17 protein-coding genes are annotated in these 17461 nt (G+C 74.0%); 13 read left to right on the top strand and 4 right to left on the bottom strand.

What is annotated here, in order from left to right:
• Positions 1-110: 110 nt before the first annotated feature.
• The 4 genes from OO57_RS26970 (at position 111) to OO57_RS26955 (ending at position 3338) form a co-directional block, all read left to right on the top strand.
• Positions 111-1640, top strand: coding sequence for a flavin-containing monooxygenase (locus OO57_RS26970; protein ID WP_051778299.1), 1530 nt, complete (start codon positions 111-113; stop codon positions 1638-1640).
• 124 nt (positions 1641-1764) lie between these two features.
• Positions 1765-2028: a DUF1876 domain-containing protein gene (locus tag OO57_RS26965; RefSeq protein WP_033255271.1), complete on the top strand. Its 264-nt coding sequence runs from the start codon at positions 1765-1767 to the stop codon at positions 2026-2028.
• Positions 2029-2152: 124 nt separating this feature from the next.
• On the top strand, positions 2153-2824 hold the full coding sequence (locus tag OO57_RS26960) for a Pr6Pr family membrane protein (RefSeq protein ID WP_051778298.1): 672 nt from the start codon (positions 2153-2155) through the stop codon (positions 2822-2824).
• A 64-nt stretch (positions 2825-2888) separates the two neighbouring features.
• Positions 2889-3338, top strand: coding sequence for a hypothetical protein (locus tag OO57_RS26955; RefSeq protein WP_033255270.1), 450 nt, complete (start codon positions 2889-2891; stop codon positions 3336-3338).
• A 15-nt stretch (positions 3339-3353) separates the two neighbouring features.
• Here OO57_RS26955 and OO57_RS26950 read toward each other — a convergent pair whose 3' ends face one another.
• Positions 3354-4166 carry an IclR family transcriptional regulator gene (locus OO57_RS26950; protein WP_033255269.1) on the bottom strand — a complete coding sequence of 271 codons (813 nt, stop codon included), beginning with the start codon at positions 4164-4166 and terminating at the stop codon, positions 3354-3356.
• A 202-nt stretch (positions 4167-4368) separates the two neighbouring features.
• Here OO57_RS26950 and OO57_RS26945 point away from each other — a divergent pair, with 202 nt between their 5' ends.
• Genes OO57_RS26945 through OO57_RS26935 form a run of 3 tightly spaced genes read left to right on the top strand, consistent with a single transcriptional unit; the run spans position 4369 to position 7524 of the window.
• A complete protein-coding gene (locus OO57_RS26945) occupies positions 4369-5667 on the top strand; it encodes a sugar ABC transporter substrate-binding protein (RefSeq protein ID WP_033255268.1) in 1299 nt (432 codons plus the stop codon).
• 31 nt (positions 5668-5698) lie between these two features.
• Complete coding sequence (locus OO57_RS26940) at positions 5699-6673, top strand: carbohydrate ABC transporter permease (protein WP_033255267.1); 975 nt, start codon at positions 5699-5701, stop codon at positions 6671-6673.
• Positions 6673-7524: a carbohydrate ABC transporter permease gene (locus tag OO57_RS26935; RefSeq protein WP_199811337.1), complete on the top strand. Its 852-nt coding sequence runs from the start codon at positions 6673-6675 to the stop codon at positions 7522-7524. Before OO57_RS26940 ends, OO57_RS26935 begins: the two co-directional genes overlap by 1 nt.
• Before the next feature lie 31 nt (positions 7525-7555).
• Here OO57_RS26935 and aroA read toward each other — a convergent pair whose 3' ends face one another.
• Positions 7556-8788 (bottom strand): 3-phosphoshikimate 1-carboxyvinyltransferase, encoded by a 1233-nt coding sequence (aroA, locus tag OO57_RS26930; protein ID WP_033255266.1) that lies wholly within the window; start codon positions 8786-8788, stop codon positions 7556-7558.
• A gap of 143 nt (positions 8789-8931) precedes the next feature.
• Positions 8932-10548, bottom strand: a complete 1617-nt coding sequence (locus tag OO57_RS26925) for an ABC-F family ATP-binding cassette domain-containing protein (protein ID WP_033255265.1) — start codon at positions 10546-10548, stop codon at positions 8932-8934.
• Between the two features lie 386 nt (positions 10549-10934).
• Between OO57_RS26925 and OO57_RS26920 the strand changes: the two genes are divergently transcribed.
• The 4 genes from OO57_RS26920 (at position 10935) to OO57_RS26905 (ending at position 14571) form a co-directional block, all read left to right on the top strand.
• Positions 10935-11363 (top strand): DUF4240 domain-containing protein, encoded by a 429-nt coding sequence (locus OO57_RS26920; RefSeq protein ID WP_033255264.1) that lies wholly within the window; start codon positions 10935-10937, stop codon positions 11361-11363.
• Between the two features lie 59 nt (positions 11364-11422).
• Entirely contained in the window at positions 11423-13069 is a 1647-nt protein-coding gene (locus OO57_RS26915; protein ID WP_033255263.1) for an ABC-F family ATP-binding cassette domain-containing protein, read from the top strand.
• A gap of 147 nt (positions 13070-13216) precedes the next feature.
• Positions 13217-13873: a nitroreductase family protein gene (locus OO57_RS26910; RefSeq protein ID WP_033255262.1), complete on the top strand. Its 657-nt coding sequence runs from the start codon at positions 13217-13219 to the stop codon at positions 13871-13873.
• 104 nt (positions 13874-13977) lie between these two features.
• A complete protein-coding gene (locus OO57_RS26905) occupies positions 13978-14571 on the top strand; it encodes a GNAT family N-acetyltransferase (RefSeq protein ID WP_051778295.1) in 594 nt (197 codons plus the stop codon).
• A gap of 109 nt (positions 14572-14680) precedes the next feature.
• Here the strand turns inward: OO57_RS26905 and OO57_RS26900 are convergent, their stop codons facing one another.
• Positions 14681-15328 (bottom strand): TetR/AcrR family transcriptional regulator, encoded by a 648-nt coding sequence (locus tag OO57_RS26900; RefSeq protein WP_106974117.1) that lies wholly within the window; start codon positions 15326-15328, stop codon positions 14681-14683.
• 137 nt (positions 15329-15465) lie between these two features.
• Here OO57_RS26900 and OO57_RS26895 point away from each other — a divergent pair, with 137 nt between their 5' ends.
• Both OO57_RS26895 and hemC read left to right on the top strand, forming a co-directional pair.
• Positions 15466-16098: an NAD(P)H-dependent oxidoreductase gene (locus OO57_RS26895; protein ID WP_033255260.1), complete on the top strand. Its 633-nt coding sequence runs from the start codon at positions 15466-15468 to the stop codon at positions 16096-16098.
• A gap of 117 nt (positions 16099-16215) precedes the next feature.
• On the top strand, positions 16216-17151 hold the full coding sequence (gene hemC, locus OO57_RS26890; RefSeq protein WP_033255259.1) for a hydroxymethylbilane synthase: 936 nt from the start codon (positions 16216-16218) through the stop codon (positions 17149-17151).
• Positions 17152-17461: the final 310 nt, after the last annotated feature.

Genomic DNA, 17461 nt, shown 5'->3' with positions numbered 1-17461 from the left:
CTGAGCGTCCGCCGAGCGCGCGCTGAGCGTCCGCTGACCGGAGGCCACACCCGTCCGGCCCCGGCGTTGTGCCCTTCCGACCTGGGCCGCGGCCGGGCCGGTTGGCGATCATGGGAGCGTCCCGTCCGTCCGCCGCCAGGAGCCGCCCCGTGCCCGCCGCAGCCTCCGCAGCCGCAGCCGCCCACGACGACGTCGAGCACCTGGACGTGCTGGTGGTCGGCGCCGGGATCTCCGGCATCGGCGCGGGCCGCCACCTCGCGGTGGAGCACCCGGGCCGGAGCTTCGCGATCCTGGAGGCCCGGGACGGCTGCGGCGGCACCTGGGACCTGTTCCGCTACCCGGGCGTCCGCTCCGACTCCGACCTGTACACCTTCGGCTACGCGTTCAAGCCGTGGCGCCGGGAGGAGTCGATCGCCCGCGGCCCGCAGATCCTCGCCTACCTGCGCGAGACCGTCCGCGAGCACGGGCTGGAGCGGCGGATCCGCTACCGGCAGCGGGTGGTCGGCGCGTCCTGGTCGACCGCGCGGGCCCGCTGGACGGTCGTGGTCGAGCACGCCGGCACCGGCGAGCGCACCACCCTGACCTGCGGCTGGCTGTTCTGCGCGGCCGGGTACTTCCGCTACGACCGCGGCCACACCCCGCCGCTGCCCGGCCTGGAGCGCTTCGCCGGCCCCGTCGTCCACCCCCAGCACTGGCCCGCCGACCTCGACCACGCCGACCGCCGGGTCCTGGTCGTCGGCAGCGGCGCCACCGCCGTGACCCTGCTGCCCGCGCTCGCCGAACGGGCCGCGCACGTGACGATGCTGCAGCGCACCCCGACGTACGTGATGCCGGTGTCGCGCCGCGACCGCCCCGCCGTCCTGCTGCGCCGCCTGCTCGGCGACCGGCGCGGCCACGCGCTGGCCCGCCGCCGCAACATCGCCCGGCAGCAGGCCGTCTGGGCGTTCTGCCGCCGCCACCCGGGGGCGGCCCGGCGGATCATCCGCTGGGTGAACGCCCGCCGCCTGCCGCCCGGCTACCCCGTGGACGAGCACTTCCGGCCGCCGTACGACCCCTGGGACCAGCGGCTGTGCGCGGTGCCGGACGGCGACCTGTTCACCGCGATCCGCGACGGCCGGGCCTCCGTGATCACCGACCGGATCGAGCGCTTCACCGCGCACGGCGTCCGGCTGGCCTCCGGGCGGGAACTCGCCGCGGACGTCGTCGTCACCGCCACCGGGCTGGAGGTGCAGGCCCTCGGCGGCATCCCGCTGCGGGTGGACGGGGTGCCGGTGCGGCCCGCGGAGACGGTCGCGTACAAGGGCGTGATGCTCTCCGGCGTCCCCAACCTGGTGTTCGCGATCGGCTACCCGCACGCCTCCTGGACCCTGAAGGTCGACCTGCTCTGCACCCACTTCGGCCGCCTGCTCGCCCACATGGACCGGCACGGCCACCGGATCTGCCGCCCCGAGCCCGCCGACCCCGCGATGCCCGTCCGCCCGCTGCTCGACTTCGCCGCGGGCTACCTGCGCCGCGCCGCCCACCTGCTCCCCCGGCAGGGCGACCGGCCGCCCTGGCGCACCCCGTCCGGCTACCGCGAGGACGCCCGCCTGCTCGGCACCGGCCCCGTCACCGACCCCGAGCTGCACTTCGCGCCCTGACCGCCGCCACGCCGCGGGCCTCGCACCGCGGGCTGTTGACGGCCCCCCGGCCGCGGCGGACGCTGGAGGGAACGAGGCGCACCGGCCGCCCGTGCGCCGGTGCGCACCCGGAAGGTGAACCGCCATGCAGAACCACTGGGTCGTCGACCTGACCTTCGACGAGGACGAGTCCCGCACCACCTGCACCGCCGCGCTCAGCGGCTTCAGCGCCCCCGGCGCCCGCGGCACCGGCACCGCCCGGCGCAACCCCGTCGACGACGCCGACACCGCGGTCGGCGAGGAGCTCGCCGCCGCCCGCGCCTGCAACGACCTCGCCCGACAGCTGATCGGCAGCGCCGCGACCGGCATCGAGAGCCACACCCACACGCCCGCGCAGCTGTCCTTCTGAGCCCGCGGACGGGCGGGCACCACCCCGGACCGGTGATCTTTTCCGACCGCCGAACCGGCGGGTAGAGTGCGGCGATCTGTCGTGCCCACGGGGGGCACCGCCGAAACGAACGTCCGGTGACCGCATGACCGTCTGGGCCCGCCCCGCCACCTGGTGGCGCTCCGCCATCGTCCTGTCCGCGTTCCTGGGGATCTTCCTCAGCAACAGCTCACTGGTGTACTTCACCATCCAGAGCAACGTGATCGTGCTCGGCTACTTCCTCGCCGCGATCTACTGGACGGCCAGGCGCGACACCGCCGACGCCCCGGCCCCCCGACTGCGCGGCGCCGCCGTCCTGTACATCACCATCACCGGCATCGTCGCGCACGTCCTGCTCAACCACGGCGAGAACCCGCTCCCCGGCCTGTTCTCCGGCCCCGAGCGCCTCCAGCACTGGTCCAGCTTCTTCCTGCACTACACCACCCCGCTGCTGGTCCTCGTCGAGTGGCTGCTGTGCTCCCCCCGCAACGCCTCCCGCTGGCGCGACCTCCCGCTCTGGCTCGCCTACCCCCTCGGCTACGCCGTCCTCACCGAGACCCGCGCGATCCTCTTCCCCGACTTCCCCGTCCGCTACCCCTACTTCTTCCTCGACCCCACCGAGAACGGCTACGCCTGGGTCGCCCTCCAGATGGTCCAGCTCGTCGCCGAGTTCGCCGCCCTCGGCGCCCTGGTCATCGGCCTCGACCGCCTCGGCACCAGGCTCCGCCGCACCCCGGCGACCGAGACCACCGAGACCACCGAAACCGCCGGGGCCTGACCGTTTGCCCGCCCGCTCCCTGACGGACCATCATGGCTCTCCGGACCGGACGAGGGTGGGATTCATGACGGAGAACAGCATCAGCGGCGGGACGTTCGGCGGCGTCGTCCAGGCTGGAACCGTCAACAGCATCACCATCACCTCCTCGCCCATGGCGTCCGCCTACCGGCAGGCGTTCCTGGCGTTCGAGTGCCTCGGCAAGCAGCCCGGCATCAGCCTCGCGGTCCTCCGCGACTCCGATGCCGTCCGGGAGACCTGCGACCAGGTCCGCCGACAGTTCGCCCTGCTGCAGGAGGTGGAAACGGACATCCGCCTGTTCGCCCCCGAAGACCTGCACGCCCTGTTCCGGGAGGGTCTCGCCCACTGCCGGACCCTCCTCTTCCGCATGTACGAAATCCGCCTCCCCGACCTCGACGCCGACCGGCTGCTGCGCTGCCTCACCGAGATCGCTGAACGCCGGGCCGCCCTGGAGGACCTGCCCGACGCCTTCGCCCGGCTGGTTCCGAAGCAGTAGCCCGCCGCCGCGGCCTCAGCGGGTGGAGCCCATCCGGCGGGAGACGCGGGCGGCGGTGGCCGCGACGACGGGGCCGAGTTCGCGGGCGCGGGCGGCGGTGATGCGGGAGGTGAGGGCGGAGGTGGAGATGGCGCCGATGACGGTGTTGTTGTGGTCGAAGACGGGGGCGGCGATGCAGCGGACCTCGGGTTCGTTCTCGCGGTCGTCGACGGCGTAGCCGCGGGTGCGGATGCGAGTGAGGTCGGTGCGCAGGGCGGCGGCGGAGGTGAGGGTGCGGGTGGTGACGGCGGGGAGGCCGTCGGCGACGACGGTGGCGAAGGCCTCGTCGGGGAGCCAGGCGAGCATGGCCTTGCCGACGGCGGTGCAGTACATGGGGGCGCGGCTGCCGATCCGGGAGGCCATCCGGACGGCGGTCTCGTTCTCGACCTTGTCGACGTAGACGACGTACGGGGCGTCGGGGACGCACAGGTGCACGGTGCCGCCGACCTCGCGCATCAGCTGGTGGGCCTCCTCGGAGGCGGCGGTGCGCAGGTCGAGGGTGGCGAGGTAGGCCTGGCCGAGCTGGAGGGCGCCGGGGCCGAGCCGGAAGTGGCCGGTGTCGCGGTCGCGGGCGAGGAGCTGGGCGTCGACCAGCGGGGCGGCCAGCCGCAGCACGGTGGACTTGGACATCTCCAGGCCGTCGGCGAGCGCGGTGAGGCTGAGGTCGGTGCCGGCCGCCGCGCGGTCCCGGACGTGTTCGAGCACGGCGAGGGCGCGGCGCAGCGACGCGGACTGGTTGCGTTCCGGTCGGCCCTCGGCGGGTCGGCTCTCGGCGGCGGTGCTGGTCATGGGGTGTGACGCTACGGCGCGGCGGGGCGCCGTGCCAGATCCGCAGCACATCGTTTTGCAGTGCAGAACTTTCCGGGTCTGCTCTTGTCGCCGTGCCCGGTGAGTTTCTAACGTCCCGCTCACACCGATCCCCCACTGCATGTCCCGGTTCGTCCCGGGGCGCGCAGGTGCGTCCCGCTGCGGCGAGGAGATGACGTTGAGCATGAAGAAGCTGGCCCGTGGTGCCGCCCTTGCCGTGCTGGCCGGCACCGTGGCCACGGCCTGTGCGCCGGGCACCGCGAAGACCGCGACGTCCGAGGACAAGCAGACCGGCACCGTGAAGGTGTGGCTGTACGACGAGGCGAACCGGGCGCCGAAGGAGCAGGTGGTGGCGCAGGCCGTCGCCGACTTCAAGGCGAAGCACGCGGGCGTCGAGGTCGAGGTGTCGTACATCCCGACCGACGCCGGTCCGCGCGCCGAGAAGATGAAGGGCGCGTTCAACGACCCGTCCTCGGCGCCGGACGTGGTGGAGTTCGGCAACACCGACCTGTTCGGCTACACCGCCTCGGGCGGCCTGGCCGACATCACCTCCGACCTGGCGGGCTGGGAGGAGGGCAAGGACCTGCCGCAGGACCTGAAGGACACCGCGGTGGTGGACGGCAAGGCGTACGGTCTGCCGTGGTGGCTGGGCGTGCGGGCGCTGTACTACCGCACCGACGTGTTCGCCGAGCTGGGCCTGCAGGCGCCGACCACGTACGAGGAGCTGAAGTCGGCGGCGGAGAAGGTCCGGGCCGCGCACGGCGACATGCTGGGCATCGCGGTCGGCGGCAAGTACACCTTCGGCGCGCTGCCGTTCGTGTGGGCCAACGGCGGCGACCTGGCGACGCCGAGCGGCGCGGCGTACACCTCGGCGATCGACTCGGCGCAGTCGCAGGCGGGCGTCAAGCAGTACACCGACCTGTTCACGGACGCGATCTGCCCGGCGCAGCAGTGCGTCGACCTGACCGGCGGCAAGACCGTGGAGGCGTTCGCGGCGGGCAAGGCCGGCATGGCGATCCTGCCGAACTCCTCGCGCAGCGCGGTGGAGGCGGGCGCGGCGAAGGGCAAGTACGCGATCGTGCCGCTGCCGGGCACCGCGGCCGGGAAGATCGCCCCGGCGTTCTCCGGCGGCAACGACCTGGGCGTGATGAAGTCGACCCGGCACCGCAGCCTGGCGGTCGACTTCATGAAGGAACTGGCGTCCGAGAAGAACCAGTTGGCGCTGTTCGACGCGATGGGCAACCTGCCGACGCTGTCCACCGCGCGCGCCGAGGTGGTGCAGAAGCAGCCGTGGCTGAAGCCGTTCACCGACACCATCGCGGCGGGCACCAAGTTCGTCCCGAAGGACGCGGCCTGGGCCAAGATCGACGCCCAGAACGTGGTGCCGACGATGCTGCAGAAGGTCATCACCGGCAAGTCCGACGTGGCGGGTGCCACGAAGGAGGCCGCGGCCGCGATGAACTCCTCGTTCAGCGGCAAGTAGCCACCGGCCCGTAGAGAAGCGGAAGTTGTCGATGCCTGCCACGACCGTCACCGCCCCGGCGGACCGGGGGGACTCCCCGGCCCGCCCGGCGGGCGGCGCCCCCGCACCGGGCCGCCGCCGCTCCGGGCCGCTGGCCCGGATCCCCGTCCCGCTGTGGCTGCTGCTGCCCGCCGCACTGGTGCTGATCCCGCTGTTCGGGTACCCGCTGTACCAGCTGGGCCTGCTGTCGGTGCTCGAGTTCGGGCAGCCGCAGGCGTCCGGCGGGGTGCCGACCGAGTTCGTCGGGCTGTCGAACTACACCGACGTGCTGGGCGACGGGCAGTTCTGGTCGGTGCTCGGCCAGACCCTGGCGTTCGCCGCGTTCTGCGTGCTGACCACCCTGGCGGTCGGCGCGACCTGCGCGGTGCTGCTGACCCGGGTCGGCAGGTGGCCGCGGCTGATGCTGATGTTCGGCGCGCTGGGCGCCTGGGCGGCGCCCGCGATGACCGGCTCCACGGTGTGGATGTTCCTGCTGGACACCAACACCGGCCTGGTCAACGAAGTCCTCGGCACCCAGGGCCACAACTGGATGTACGACAAGTGGTCGGCGTTCGCGATGGTCGCCGTGGTCGTGGTCTGGCACAGCTTCCCGTTCGTGATGATCACCCTGTACGCGGGCATCCAGGCGATCCCGGACTCCGTGCTGGAGGCCGCCCGGCTGGACGGCGCCGGGACGGTCACGGTGTTCCGGAGGATCATGCTGCCGATGCTGCGGCCGCTGCTGGTGATCGTGGTGATCCAGTCGATCATCTGGGACTTCAAGGTGTTCACCCAGATCTACGTGATGACCGGGGGCGGCGGCATCGCCGGCCAGAACCTGGTCCTCAACGTCTACGCCTACCAGAAGGCCTTCGTCGCCGAGAACTACAGCCTCGGCGCGGCGATCGGCGTCCTGATGACGCTGATCCTGCTGGCCGTCACCGCCGTCTACGTCCGCAGCCTGCGCCGCTCCGGGGAGGAACTGTGATCAGCAAGCGCGACAACCGGGTGCTGCGGCAGGGCGCGAACACCGCCGCCGTGGTGCTGGCCCTGCTGACGGTGTTCCCGCTGTACTGGATGGTGCTGTCGGCGCTGAAGCCGAAGGGCGAGATCACCTCGGCGCACCCGCGGCCGTGGACGTTCGCGCCGACGCTGGAGAACTTCCGGGGCGCCCTGGGGGTGTCCGGGTTCGGGCGGTACTTCCTGAACAGCATGGCGGTGGCGGTGGTCGTGGTGGTGGTGTCCGCCGCGATCGCGTTCCTGGCGGCGGTGGCGCTGTCCCGGTTCAGGTTCCGGTTCCGGACCACGATCCTGATCATGTTCCTGGTGGCGCAGATGGTGCCGGTGGAGGCGCTGACCATCCCGCTGTTCTTCCTGGTCCGGGACATCGGCACCGTCGCGCCGGGCTTCGGCCTGTCGTCGCTGGGCTCGCTGATGCTGGTGAACCTGGCGTTCTCGCTGCCGTTCGCGGTGTGGATGCTGCGCGGGTTCGTGGCCGCGGTGCCGGAGTCGCTGGAGGAGGCGGCCCGGATCGACGGGGCGAGCCGGTTCACCATCCTGTGGCGGATCCTGTTCCCGCTGGTCGCCCCGGGCCTGGCGGCGACCAGCGTGTTCTCCTTCATCACGGCGTGGAACGACTTCGTGTTCGCGAAGACCCTGATCCTGGACACCGACCACCAGACGCTGCCCGCCGCGCTGATGGTGTTCTTCAAGCCGGACGAGAACGACTGGGGCGGCATCATGGCCGCGTCGACCTTGATGACGGTGCCGGTGCTGGTCTTCTTCGTGCTGGTCCAGCGGCACATGGTCTCGGGCCTGGGCGGAGCGGTGAAGGACTGACCCCGCCCTCCCCGTTCGCCGCCTGGCGGTCTCAGCCCTCCGGCCGGGCCGCCCAGGCGGCGAACGCGTCGTGGAAGCCGGGGAAGGTCTTGCGGACGCAGCCCGGGTCGTCGAAGGTCGTGCCGGGGGTGCGCAGCCCGGCGACGGCGAAGGACATCACGATCCGGTGGTCGCCGCGGGTCTCGATCTCGACGGGCTCCGGGGTGCCGGGGCGGATCTCGATCCAGTCCCGGCCGGTGGCGACGTCGACGCCCTGGCGGCGCAGGTTCTCCGCGCAGGCGTCGAGCCGGTCGCACTCCTTGATCCGGGTGTTGTAGACGTCCTCGATCCGGATCGGGCCGGAGGCGAACGGGGCGATGGCGGCCAGCGTCGGCATGGTGTCGGAGATGTCGCGCATGTTGACGGTGCCGCCGGTGAGCGTGCCGCCGGTGACGGTGGTGGCGTCCGCCCCGACCTCGACCTTCGCGCCGAGCCGCTCCAGCACCTCGACGAACTTCAGGTCGCCCTGGAGCGCGCCGCGGCCCAGGCCCGGGACGGTCACCTCGCGGCCGGTCAGCGCGGCGGCGGCGAAGAAGTACGAGGCGGTGGAGGCGTCCGGCTCGACCGGGTACCGGGCGGCGGTGTAGCCGCCGGGCGGGACGTCGAACACGTTCCCCTCGCGGGCCACCTCGACGCCGAAGCTGCGCATCATCGCGAGGGTGATCTCGACGTACGGGGCGGAGACCAGGTCGGTGACGCGGATCCGCAGGCCGGTGCGGGTGAGCGGGCCGAGCAGCAGCAGCGCCGTCAGGTACTGCGAGGACAGCCCGGCGTCGAGCGTCACCTCGCCGCCCTCGACGCCCGCCGCGCGGACGGTCAGCGGGTGGTGGCCCTCGGCGCCGTGGTGCTCCAGGTCGACGCCGAGGTCGCGCAGCGCGGTGGTGAGCGGGCCGAGCGGGCGGCGGCGCATCTGCTCGGACGCGTCGAAGTGGAAGGTGCCGTGCCCGGCGGCGGCCAGCGTCGGCAGGAAGCGCGCGGTGGTGGCGCCGTCCCGGCAGAACACCGACGCCCCGTCGGCCCCGGGCCCCTGCGGGCGCCCGGTGATCCGCCACTCCCGCTCCCCGCGCTCCACCCGGTACCCGAGCGCGCCCAGCCCCGCGGCGAAGCCCTCGGTGTCGTCCGACACCAGCGGCCGCACCAGCGTGGTCACCCCGTCCGCCGCGGCGGCCAGGAACAGCGCCCGCGCCGTCACCGACTTCGAACCGGGGATCTCGACCAGCGCCACGACGCACACTCCAGCGGGACAACGACAACAGGACGCCCCCGATCCTGCCCTCCCGGCCCCCGCCCGGGCCCACTCGTCCCACTGTGCGGACACCGGAACGGGACGGGCGGGCCGGGCAGCGGGCGGTCAGCGGCGGGGATCGGTCAGCGCGGGTCGGTCGGGCGGAGTTCGCCCCCTTCCCACTCCAGCCAGCGGGTGATGCCGATCTCCCGGAGGAAGGGGAGGTCGTGGCTGGCGACGATCAGCGTGCCGCGGTAGCCGGCGAGGGCCTGGGTGAGTTGGCGGACGCTGGCGAGGTCGAGGTTGTTGGTGGGTTCGTCGAGCAGCAGGAGCTGCGGGGGCGGGTCGGCCAGTAGCAGGGCGGCGAGGGTGGCCCGGAAGCGTTCGCCGCCGGAGAGGGTGCCGGCGGGCTGGTCGGCGCGGGCGCCGCGGAACAGGAAGCGGGCCAGCCGGGCGCGGATCTCGTTGTCGGTGGCGGCGGGGGCGTGCGCCTTGACGTTCCGGAAGACCGTCTCCTCGTCGTCCAGGACGTCCAACTGCTGTGGGAGGTACCGCAGTTGCACCGGGGTGGTGACCATGCCCTCGGCGGGGGCGAGCTCACCGGCGACGGTGCGCAGCAGCGTGGTCTTGCCGGAGCCGTTGCGGCCGGTGAGGGCGATCCGTTCGGGGCCGCGCAGGTCGAGGTCGATCCGGCCGCGGCCGCCGTGGGCGAGGCGGACGCCCTCCAGGGTGAGGACGGTGCGCCCGGCGGGGACGGCGGTGCGGGGCAGGTCGATCCGGATCTCGGCGTCGTCGCGGACGGCCTCCTCGGCGGTGGCGAGGCGCTCCTTGGCGTCGTTGAGGCGTTCGGTGTGCATGCCGCGCAGGCGGCCCGCGGTCTCCTCGCCCCTGCCCTGGAGCTTGTCGGCCAGCGCCTTGGGGTCGTTGCGGCGCACCGAGCGCTGCTTGCCGTAGGCGGCGGACTTGGCGAGCCGCTGGGTGGCCTCGACCAGATCCCGCCTCTGGCGCTTGACGTCGGCCTCGGCGTTGCGGACGAGGCGTTCGGCGGCCTCCTGCTCGGTCTCCAGGGCCTCCTGGTAGGCGCTGAAGTTGCCGCCGTACCAGGTGACTTCGCCGTCCCGTAGGTCGGCGATCTGGTCGACCCGCTCCAGCAGTTCGCGGTCGTGGCTGACCAGCAGCAGCACGCCGGGGAAGGCGGCCACCGCGTCGTACAGCCGGGCGCGGGCCCGGACGTCCAGGTTGTTGGTGGGTTCGTCGAGCAGCAGCACGTCGGGGCGGCGCAGCAGCAGGGCGGCGAGGTGCAGCAGGACGGCCTGGCCGCCGGAGAGCTCGCCGGTGGTGCGGTCGAGGTCGAGCCCGGTGAGGCCGAGGCGGTCGAGGGTGGCGCGGGCGCGCTCCTCGACGTCCCAGTCGTCGCCGACGGTGGTGAAGTGGCGTTCGTCCACGTCTCCGGACTCGATGGCGTGCAGGGCCTCGCGCCGGGCCCGGATGCCGAGCGTCTCGTCGACCCGCTGGTCGGCGGCGACCGTCAGGTCCTGCGGCAGGTAGGCGAGTTCGCCCGCGACGCGGACGCTGCCCGCGGCGGGGGTGAGCTCGCCCGCGATCAGCCGCAGCAGCGTGGACTTGCCCGCGCCGTTGAGGCCGACCAGCCCGGTGCGGCCGGGGCCGACGGCGAGGTGGAAACCGCTCAGCACGGGGCGGCCGTCGGGCCATTCGAAGCCGAGGTCGGTGCAGAGGATCGAGGTGGTGGGTTGCGCCATGAGGGCCTCCTGGAGGTTGCCGCGAAGGGAAGGGGAGCAACACGGGAGACACCGGGGACGCGGGAACGCGGAGGGCCGTCGCGGGGAGCACCGCTGGAAACGGGGAACCCGCACGGGAGCCGTGGAACGCTGCCCTGCCGAGGTCGCACTCGCGCCCGCACGCTCAACGGACCCGGAAAGGACACGGGTGTGGCGTGGCGCGGTGTCTCATGACCTCAGACGAGCAACGGCCTTCTCCAGACGTGCGGGGATGCAACGTCTTCGAGGGTACGGAACCCGCCGGAGCCCCCGCAACGGAATTAAGTCCCGACCCCGTCCCCGTCCCCCGTCCCCCGTCCCCCGGCCCCCGGCCCGCCTGTCAGTGGCCCCCGGCACGCTGGACGGCCATGGACGAGGACGAGTTCTGGCAGCTGCTGGAGGAGCACCGCCCGCCCGGGGCGGACCCGGACGCGGAGGGCCTGGCCGCCGCGCTGGAGGAGCACCTGTCGGCGGGCCCGGTCGCGGCGGTGGCCGGCTTCGCCGAGCGGCTGTCGACGGCGCTGCACCGGCTGGACCGCCGCGAGCTGGGCGAAGGGCTGGGCGGCGACGCCTTCCTGTACACCCGGGCCGCGGTGGTCGCCGACGGCCGCGCCGCGTACCAGGCGGTGCTGGCCGACCCGCGCCGCTTCGCGCCGTACGCCGGGGAGTTCCTCTGGGCCGAGCCGCTGCTGTACGTCCCGGACCGGGCGTACCGGCGGCTGACCGGCGGGGAGTGGGGGCGCGCCACGGCGCACAGCTACGAGTCGTACTCCAACGCCGAGGGCTGGGCCCGGTAGCGCCGCCCGTCCGGGGCGGGCCGGGGCGGCCCGGGCCGCGGCCTAGAATCGACCCCATCATGACTGCCACTCTCGTCGTCAAGGACCTCGCCGCCGGCCACGGCGAGCGCACGCTGTTCTCCGGGCTGGACCTGGTCGTCGCCCCCGGGGACGTGATCGGCCTGGTCGGGGTGAACGGCGCCGGGAAGTCGACGCTGCTGCGCCTGCTGGCCGGGCTGGACGCCCCGGAGGGCGGCAGCCTCAGGCTGAGCCCGCCGACCGCGAACGTCGGCCACCTGCCGCAGGAGCCGGAGCGCCGCGAGGGCGAGTCGGTGCGCGACTTCCTGGCCCGCCGCACGGGTGTCGCGGCGGCGCAGGCCGCGCTGGACGAGGCCACCGAGGGCCTGGTGGAGGGCCGTCCGGGCGCGGACGACGCGTACGCGGAGAGCCTGGACCGCTGGCTGGAGCTGGGCGGCGCGGACTTGGAGGAGCGGGCCGAGGAGGTCGCGGACTCGCTGGGCCTGAAGGTGTCGCTGGACGTGCCGATGACGGCGCTGTCCGGCGGCCAGGCGGCCCGCGCGGGCCTGGCCTCGCTGCTGCTGTCGCGCTACGACGTGTTCCTGCTGGACGAGCCCACCAACGACCTGGACCTGGACGGCCTGGAGCGCCTGGAGGCGTTCGTGAAGGGCCTGCGCGCGGGCACCGTGCTGATCAGCCACGACCGCGAGTTCCTGGCCCGCACCGTCACCCGCGTCCTGGAGCTGGACCTGCACCAGGGCCAGGTGAACCTGTACGGCGGCGGCTACGAGGCGTACCTGGAGGAGCGGGCGATCTCCCGGCGGCACGCCCGCGAGCAGTACGAGGAGTTCGCGGACACCAAGTCCGGCCTGGAGGCGCGCGCCCAGATGCAGCGCAACTGGATGGAGCACGGCGTCCGCAACGCCCGGCGCAAGGGCGGCGACAACGACAAGAAGGCCCGGGCGCAGCGCGCCGAGTCGACCGAGAAGCAGGCCGCGAAGGCCCGGCAGACCCAGCGGATGATCGAGCGCCTGGACGTGGTGGAGGAGCCCCGCAAGGAGTGGGAGCTGCGGATGGAGATCGCCGCCGCGCCGCGCTCCGGCTCGGTGGTGGCGACGCTCCGCCAGGCCGCCGTCCGGCGCGGGGAGTTCGCGTTCGGCCCGGTGGACCTGCAGGTCGACTGGGCGGACCGGGTGGCGATCACCGGCGCGAACGGCGCGGGCAAGTCGACGCTGCTGGCGGCGCTGCTGGGCCGCCTGGAGCTGGACTCGGGCTCCGCCGCGCTGGGTTCGGGCGTGCTGGTCGGCGAGGTGGAGCAGGCCCGCGGGCACCTGTTCGGCGGCGACGCCGGGCGTCCGCTGCTGGAGGCGTTCGCCGCGGCCGTGCCGGAGCTGAACCCGGAGGACGTGCGGACGCTGCTGGCCAAGTTCGGCCTGAAGGCGGTGCACGTGATGCGCCCGGCCGGGACGCTCTCCCCGGGCGAGCGGACCAGGGCGGCGCTGGCGCTGCTCCAGGGGCGCGGGGTGAACCTGCTGGTGCTGGACGAGCCGACCAACCACCTGGACCTGCCCGCGATCGAGCAGTTGGAGTCGGCGCTGGCCTCGTACACCGGCACCCTGCTGCTGGTCACCCACGACCGGCGGATGCTGGAGGCCGTGCAGGTGAACCGGCGCCTGGTGGTCGCGGACGGGAAGGTCACCGAGTCCTGAGGCCCGCCCCCTCCTCCCGCGCGACTTGCCAGTAGTCGCCGACCGCGCCCCGGCCCCTTCCGCCGGGGCGCGCGGCGTGCTGGGGTAACGCGCATGGCTGACCGTGACCCCTCCCGCGCGCCGTCCGACCCGACGCCGCCGCACCCGATGACGCCGTCCCACCCGACGACGCCGCTGCACCCGATGAGCGTGCCCGCCCACGAGGCGGCCGACCGCTGCCGGGGCTTCTACCGCGTGATGGACCAGCGCCGCACCGTGCGCGACTACTCGACCCGACCGCTGCCCGAGGGGGTGCTGGAGTGGGCGGTGCGGACGGCGGCGACCGCGCCGAGCGGCGCGCACGTGCAGCCGTGGCGGTTCGTGGTGGTCACCGACCCGGAGCGCAAGCGGCGGCTGCGGGAGGCCGCGGAGGCGGAGGAGCGCGAGTTCTACCAGCACCGGGCGTCCGAGGAGTGGCTGGCGGCGCTGGCGCCGATCGGCACCGACTGGCACAAGCCGTTCCTGGAGGACGCGCCCGCGGTGATCGTGGTGTTCGAGGTGCACAAGGGCCCGCACTCGCCGCGCCCGTACTACACCAAGGAGTCGGTCGGCATCGCGGTCGGCTTCCTGCTGTCCGCCCTGCACCAGGCGGGCCTGGCCACGCTGACCCACACGCCCAGCCCGATGCGCTTCCTGAACGAGGTCTGCGACCGCCCGCCGGAGGAGCGCGCCGCGTACGTCATCCCGGTCGGCTACCCCGCCGAGGACGCCCGGGTGCCGGACCTGGTCCGCAAGCCGCTGGACGAGGTGCTGGTGCGGCTGTGACCCGCGGCGGCGGGCGGCCGCGACCCGCGGCCGGGGCGGTGCGCAAGGGTGGCGGAACGGATATCCGCTGGTCGGGGCGGTCGTGCATGGCGCATACTCCGTCCATGAGTCACTCCACCGACGCACCTGACGACACTGTGCGACCGATCACCGCGGGCCGCCCGCCCGAGTTGCTGCCGCTCGGCGACGGCACCCACCTGCGCCGCCGCCGACCGGCGGACGCGGCCGGGCTGAACGCCGCGGTGATCGCCAACCTCGCCCACCTGCGTCCGTGGATGCCCTGGGCGCAGCACGTGCCGACGCTCGCGGAGAGCGAGCAGATCTCGGCGAGCGGCGAGCAGGCCTGGGAGCAGGGCACCGACTTCCTGTACCTGCTGGGCCTGGACGCGGACCCGGCCGCGGTCATCGGCGCCTTCGGCCTGCACAGCCGGATCGGCCCGGGCGCGCTGGAGATCGGCTACTGGGTGCACCACGAGCACACCGGCCGCGGCCTGGCCACCGCCGCCGCCCGCGCCCTGACCGGCGCGGCCCTGGCCCTGCCCGGGATCGCCCGCGCCGAGATCCACTGCGACGAGTCGAACGCCGCCAGCGCCGCCGTCCCCCGCAAGCTCGGCTACGTCCTGGACCGGATCGACGAGGAGGCCCCGACCGCCCCCGCCGAGACCGGCCGCAAGATGATCTGGCTGACCCGCGGCTGACGACCGTCCGCGCGCACCGCGGAGGGGACGGCCGACCGGCCGTCCCCTCCGCGCGTTCCCCTTCGGCCCCTCGGCCCCTTGTCTCCTCGGCCCCTCGCCCCCGGGCCGCTCAGCGGCGGGCGATCCGTTCGACCAGGGTCTGCCAGCCGTCCGCGAGCAGGGTGCCCAGGTCGTTCTCGCCGCACCCGGCGGGCTGGCCCCCGGGGGGCTGGCCCCCGGGCGGCTGGTCGGCGACCAGGAAGAGCAGCGCGGGGCCCTCCAGGGCGCTGGCGAGCTGCAGCGAGAGGGTGTCCGGGTCGGGGAGGCCCAGGGCGGCCTGGCCGAGCAGCATCCGGATGTGCGGGCGGGAGAAGTTCGGGCCGACCGCGGGCGGGACGGGGCCCTTGCGCTCGAACGCGGCGCGGGCGATGTCGTGGCGCTCCAGCAGGAAGCGGGTGCGGGCGCGGCCGTAGGCGATCAGCCGGTCGACCGGGTCGCCGCCGGGCCCGAGCGGGGGCGGGCCGGAGAGCACCTGGCACTGGAAGCGCTGCTCCTCGGCGTCGAGCAGGGCGCGGAAGATCCCGGCCCGGGTGCCGAAGCGGCGGAACACGGTGCCCTTGCCCAGCCCGGCGCGTTCGGCGAGCCCGTCCATGGTCACGTGGTCCGCCCCGAGTTCGGCGATCATCGCGCGGGCGGTGCAGAGCAGGACCTCGCGGTTGCGGGCGGCGTCCGCGCGTTCGGTGGGGGGGCTGCCGAAGGGGACCAGGGGGCTGTCCATGGGCGCCAATTTACCCGGCGAGAGAAACGGGGTAAAGTCCGTTTACGTCGAGTGCGGCGCCTCCCGGCCCGCGCCTCCGCCCTACCGTGCCCGCCCGCACCCGCCCCTGGCGGGACGCGAACCGAGGAGTCACTGTCATGAACCTGTTCCGCCTGGACGCCAGCATCATGCCCGGCACCTCCACCAGCGCCGAACTCGCCACCGCCGCCGAGGCCGAGTGGACCGCCGCCCACCCCGAGGGCACCGTCACCCGCCGCAACCTCGGCACCGACCCGCTGCCCGGCGACGTCTGGGCCGCCGCCACCCTGGCCGCCTTCACCCCCGAGGACCAGCGCACCCCCGAGCAGCGGGACGCCGCCGCCCTCGGCGCCTCCCTCGCCGCGGAGCTCAGCGCCGCCGACGCCGCGATCATCGCCCTCCCGCTCTACAACTGGGGCGTCTCCCAGCACTTCAAGACCTGGGTCGACCTGGTCATCGCGAGCGCCGGCCCGACCGCCGAACTCCTCAAGGACAAGCCGGTCGTCCTGGTCACCTCCTTCGGCGGCGGCTTCGCCCCCGGCACCCCCCGCGAGGGCTGGGACCACTCCACCCCGTACGTCGAGCGCATCCTGCGCGACGTCTGGGGCGCCGACCTCACCACCGTCCGCCGCGAGCTGACCCTCGCCGCCGTCAACCCGGCGATGGAGAGCCTGCGCGACCTCGCCGCCGAGTACCACACCCAGGCCCTGGACGCCGCGACCGCCGCCGGCAAGGCCCTCGTCCGCTCCTGAGGCCCCGGCACCGGGCACGCACGCGGAGGGCGCCACCGGCCACCGGCCGACGGCGCCCTCCGCGCGTCCCGGGCCCGCCCGTCCCGGCCCCCGGACGTGACGGCCTATCATCTCGACATGCCCACAGCCGAGTTGGTCCGCATCGTCTCCCGCTCCTCGCCCATGGCGCTCGCCCAGGTGGAACGCGTCCGCGCCGAACTGGCCGCGCTCCACCCGGGCATCCGGACGGAGGTGGTGCCCGTCACCACCTCCGGCGACCGCTGGACGGGCGACCTGGCCGCCCTCGGCGGGAAGGGCGCCTTCACCAAGGAGGTCGACCAGGCCCTGCTCGCCGGTGCGGCCGACCTTGCGGTGCACTGCCTCAAGGACGTCCCCGCCGACCGCCCGCTGCCGGCCGGCACCACCTTCGCCGCCCACCTGCGGCGCGACGACATCCGCGACGCCCTGGTCCACCCCGACGGCCTGACCCTCGACCAGCTCCCGCCCGGCGCCCGGATCGGCACCTCCTCCGTCCGCCGGATCGCCCAACTCGCCGTCTCCCACCCGCACCTGGAGACCGTCCCGATCCGCGGCAACGCCAACAGCCGACTCGCCAAACTGGCCGCCGGCGAGGCCGACGCCCTACTGCTGGCCGTCTCCGGCCTGGAGCGCATCGGCGCCACCGACCGGATCAGCGAGATCCTCACCGTCGAGACGATGTGCCCCCCGATCGGCGCCGGGATCCTCGCCCTGCAGTGCCGCGAGGACGACACCCGCACCATCGACACCGTCTCCGCCCTCGGCCACCACGGCACCTGGCGCGAAGCCGCCGCCGAACGCATGTTCCTCCACGTCCTGCAGGGCCACTGCAACTCCCCCATCGCCGGCTACGCAAAGGCCGAACCCGACGGCACCCTCTCCCTGCGCGGCCACGTCTTCACCCCCGACGGCAAGCGCATCCTGAAGGCCCACGAATGGGCCGGCCCGCTCTCCCCCGAAGACCTCGGCACCTCCGTCGCCCTCACCCTCAAGCGCGCCGGCGCCGCCGAACTCATCGCCGCCATCCCGCACTGAGCCCCCCGCCACGCCCTCCACCCGGACCACGCGGACCGCCCGTGACGGGGCCGGAGGTGTCGGAGGGGTTGGAGGTGCGGGAGGGGCATTCGGAGGTGTTGGGGTTGCGGGCGTGGGAGTTGGCGGAGCGGTTGGCGTCGGCGGGGGTGGGGAGGCGCGGCTGAGTTGTGTTGCGGTGGGGTACCGGGTGGAGATGCGGTTGTCGGTGCGGGCGCCGGACGAGTGCGGGGTGTTGGCGGCGTTGGCGTTGGGTGACCGGTGGGGGCACCGGTACTCGCCTGCGTCGTGCAACGGCGGGGTGGCGAAGGAG

Source organism: Kitasatospora phosalacinea, assembly GCF_000717185.1.
Taxonomy (GTDB): domain Bacteria; phylum Actinomycetota; class Actinomycetes; order Streptomycetales; family Streptomycetaceae; genus Kitasatospora; species Kitasatospora phosalacinea_A.
This window is presented reverse-complemented; position numbering and strand designations above follow the sequence as displayed.

What these genes read in the sequence shown, in the direction of transcription:
- OO57_RS26920 (WP_033255264.1), top strand. Translation starts at nt 10,935, where the DNA reads ATGGACGAGGACGAGTTCTGGCAGCTGCTGGAGGAGCACCGCCCGCCC.
- OO57_RS26905 (WP_051778295.1), top strand. Translation starts at nt 13,978, where the DNA reads ATGAGTCACTCCACCGACGCACCTGACGACACTGTGCGACCGATCACC.
- OO57_RS26915 (WP_033255263.1), top strand. Translation starts at nt 11,423, where the DNA reads ATGACTGCCACTCTCGTCGTCAAGGACCTCGCCGCCGGCCACGGCGAG.
- OO57_RS26950 (WP_033255269.1), bottom strand. Translation starts at nt 4,166, where the DNA reads ATGACCAGCACCGCCGCCGAGAGCCGACCCGCCGAGGGCCGACCGGAA.
- OO57_RS26895 (WP_033255260.1), top strand. Translation starts at nt 15,466, where the DNA reads ATGAACCTGTTCCGCCTGGACGCCAGCATCATGCCCGGCACCTCCACC.
- OO57_RS26970 (WP_051778299.1), top strand. Translation starts at nt 111, where the DNA reads ATGGGAGCGTCCCGTCCGTCCGCCGCCAGGAGCCGCCCCGTGCCCGCC.
- hemC (WP_033255259.1), top strand. Translation starts at nt 16,216, where the DNA reads ATGCCCACAGCCGAGTTGGTCCGCATCGTCTCCCGCTCCTCGCCCATG.
- OO57_RS26965 (WP_033255271.1), top strand. Translation starts at nt 1,765, where the DNA reads ATGCAGAACCACTGGGTCGTCGACCTGACCTTCGACGAGGACGAGTCC.
- OO57_RS26960 (WP_051778298.1), top strand. Translation starts at nt 2,153, where the DNA reads ATGACCGTCTGGGCCCGCCCCGCCACCTGGTGGCGCTCCGCCATCGTC.
- OO57_RS26945 (WP_033255268.1), top strand. Translation starts at nt 4,369, where the DNA reads ATGAAGAAGCTGGCCCGTGGTGCCGCCCTTGCCGTGCTGGCCGGCACC.
- OO57_RS26940 (WP_033255267.1), top strand. Translation starts at nt 5,699, where the DNA reads ATGCCTGCCACGACCGTCACCGCCCCGGCGGACCGGGGGGACTCCCCG.
- OO57_RS26900 (WP_106974117.1), bottom strand. Translation starts at nt 15,328, where the DNA reads ATGGACAGCCCCCTGGTCCCCTTCGGCAGCCCCCCCACCGAACGCGCG.
- OO57_RS26955 (WP_033255270.1), top strand. Translation starts at nt 2,889, where the DNA reads ATGACGGAGAACAGCATCAGCGGCGGGACGTTCGGCGGCGTCGTCCAG.
- OO57_RS26925 (WP_033255265.1), bottom strand. Translation starts at nt 10,548, where the DNA reads ATGGCGCAACCCACCACCTCGATCCTCTGCACCGACCTCGGCTTCGAA.
- OO57_RS26910 (WP_033255262.1), top strand. Translation starts at nt 13,217, where the DNA reads ATGACGCCGTCCCACCCGACGACGCCGCTGCACCCGATGAGCGTGCCC.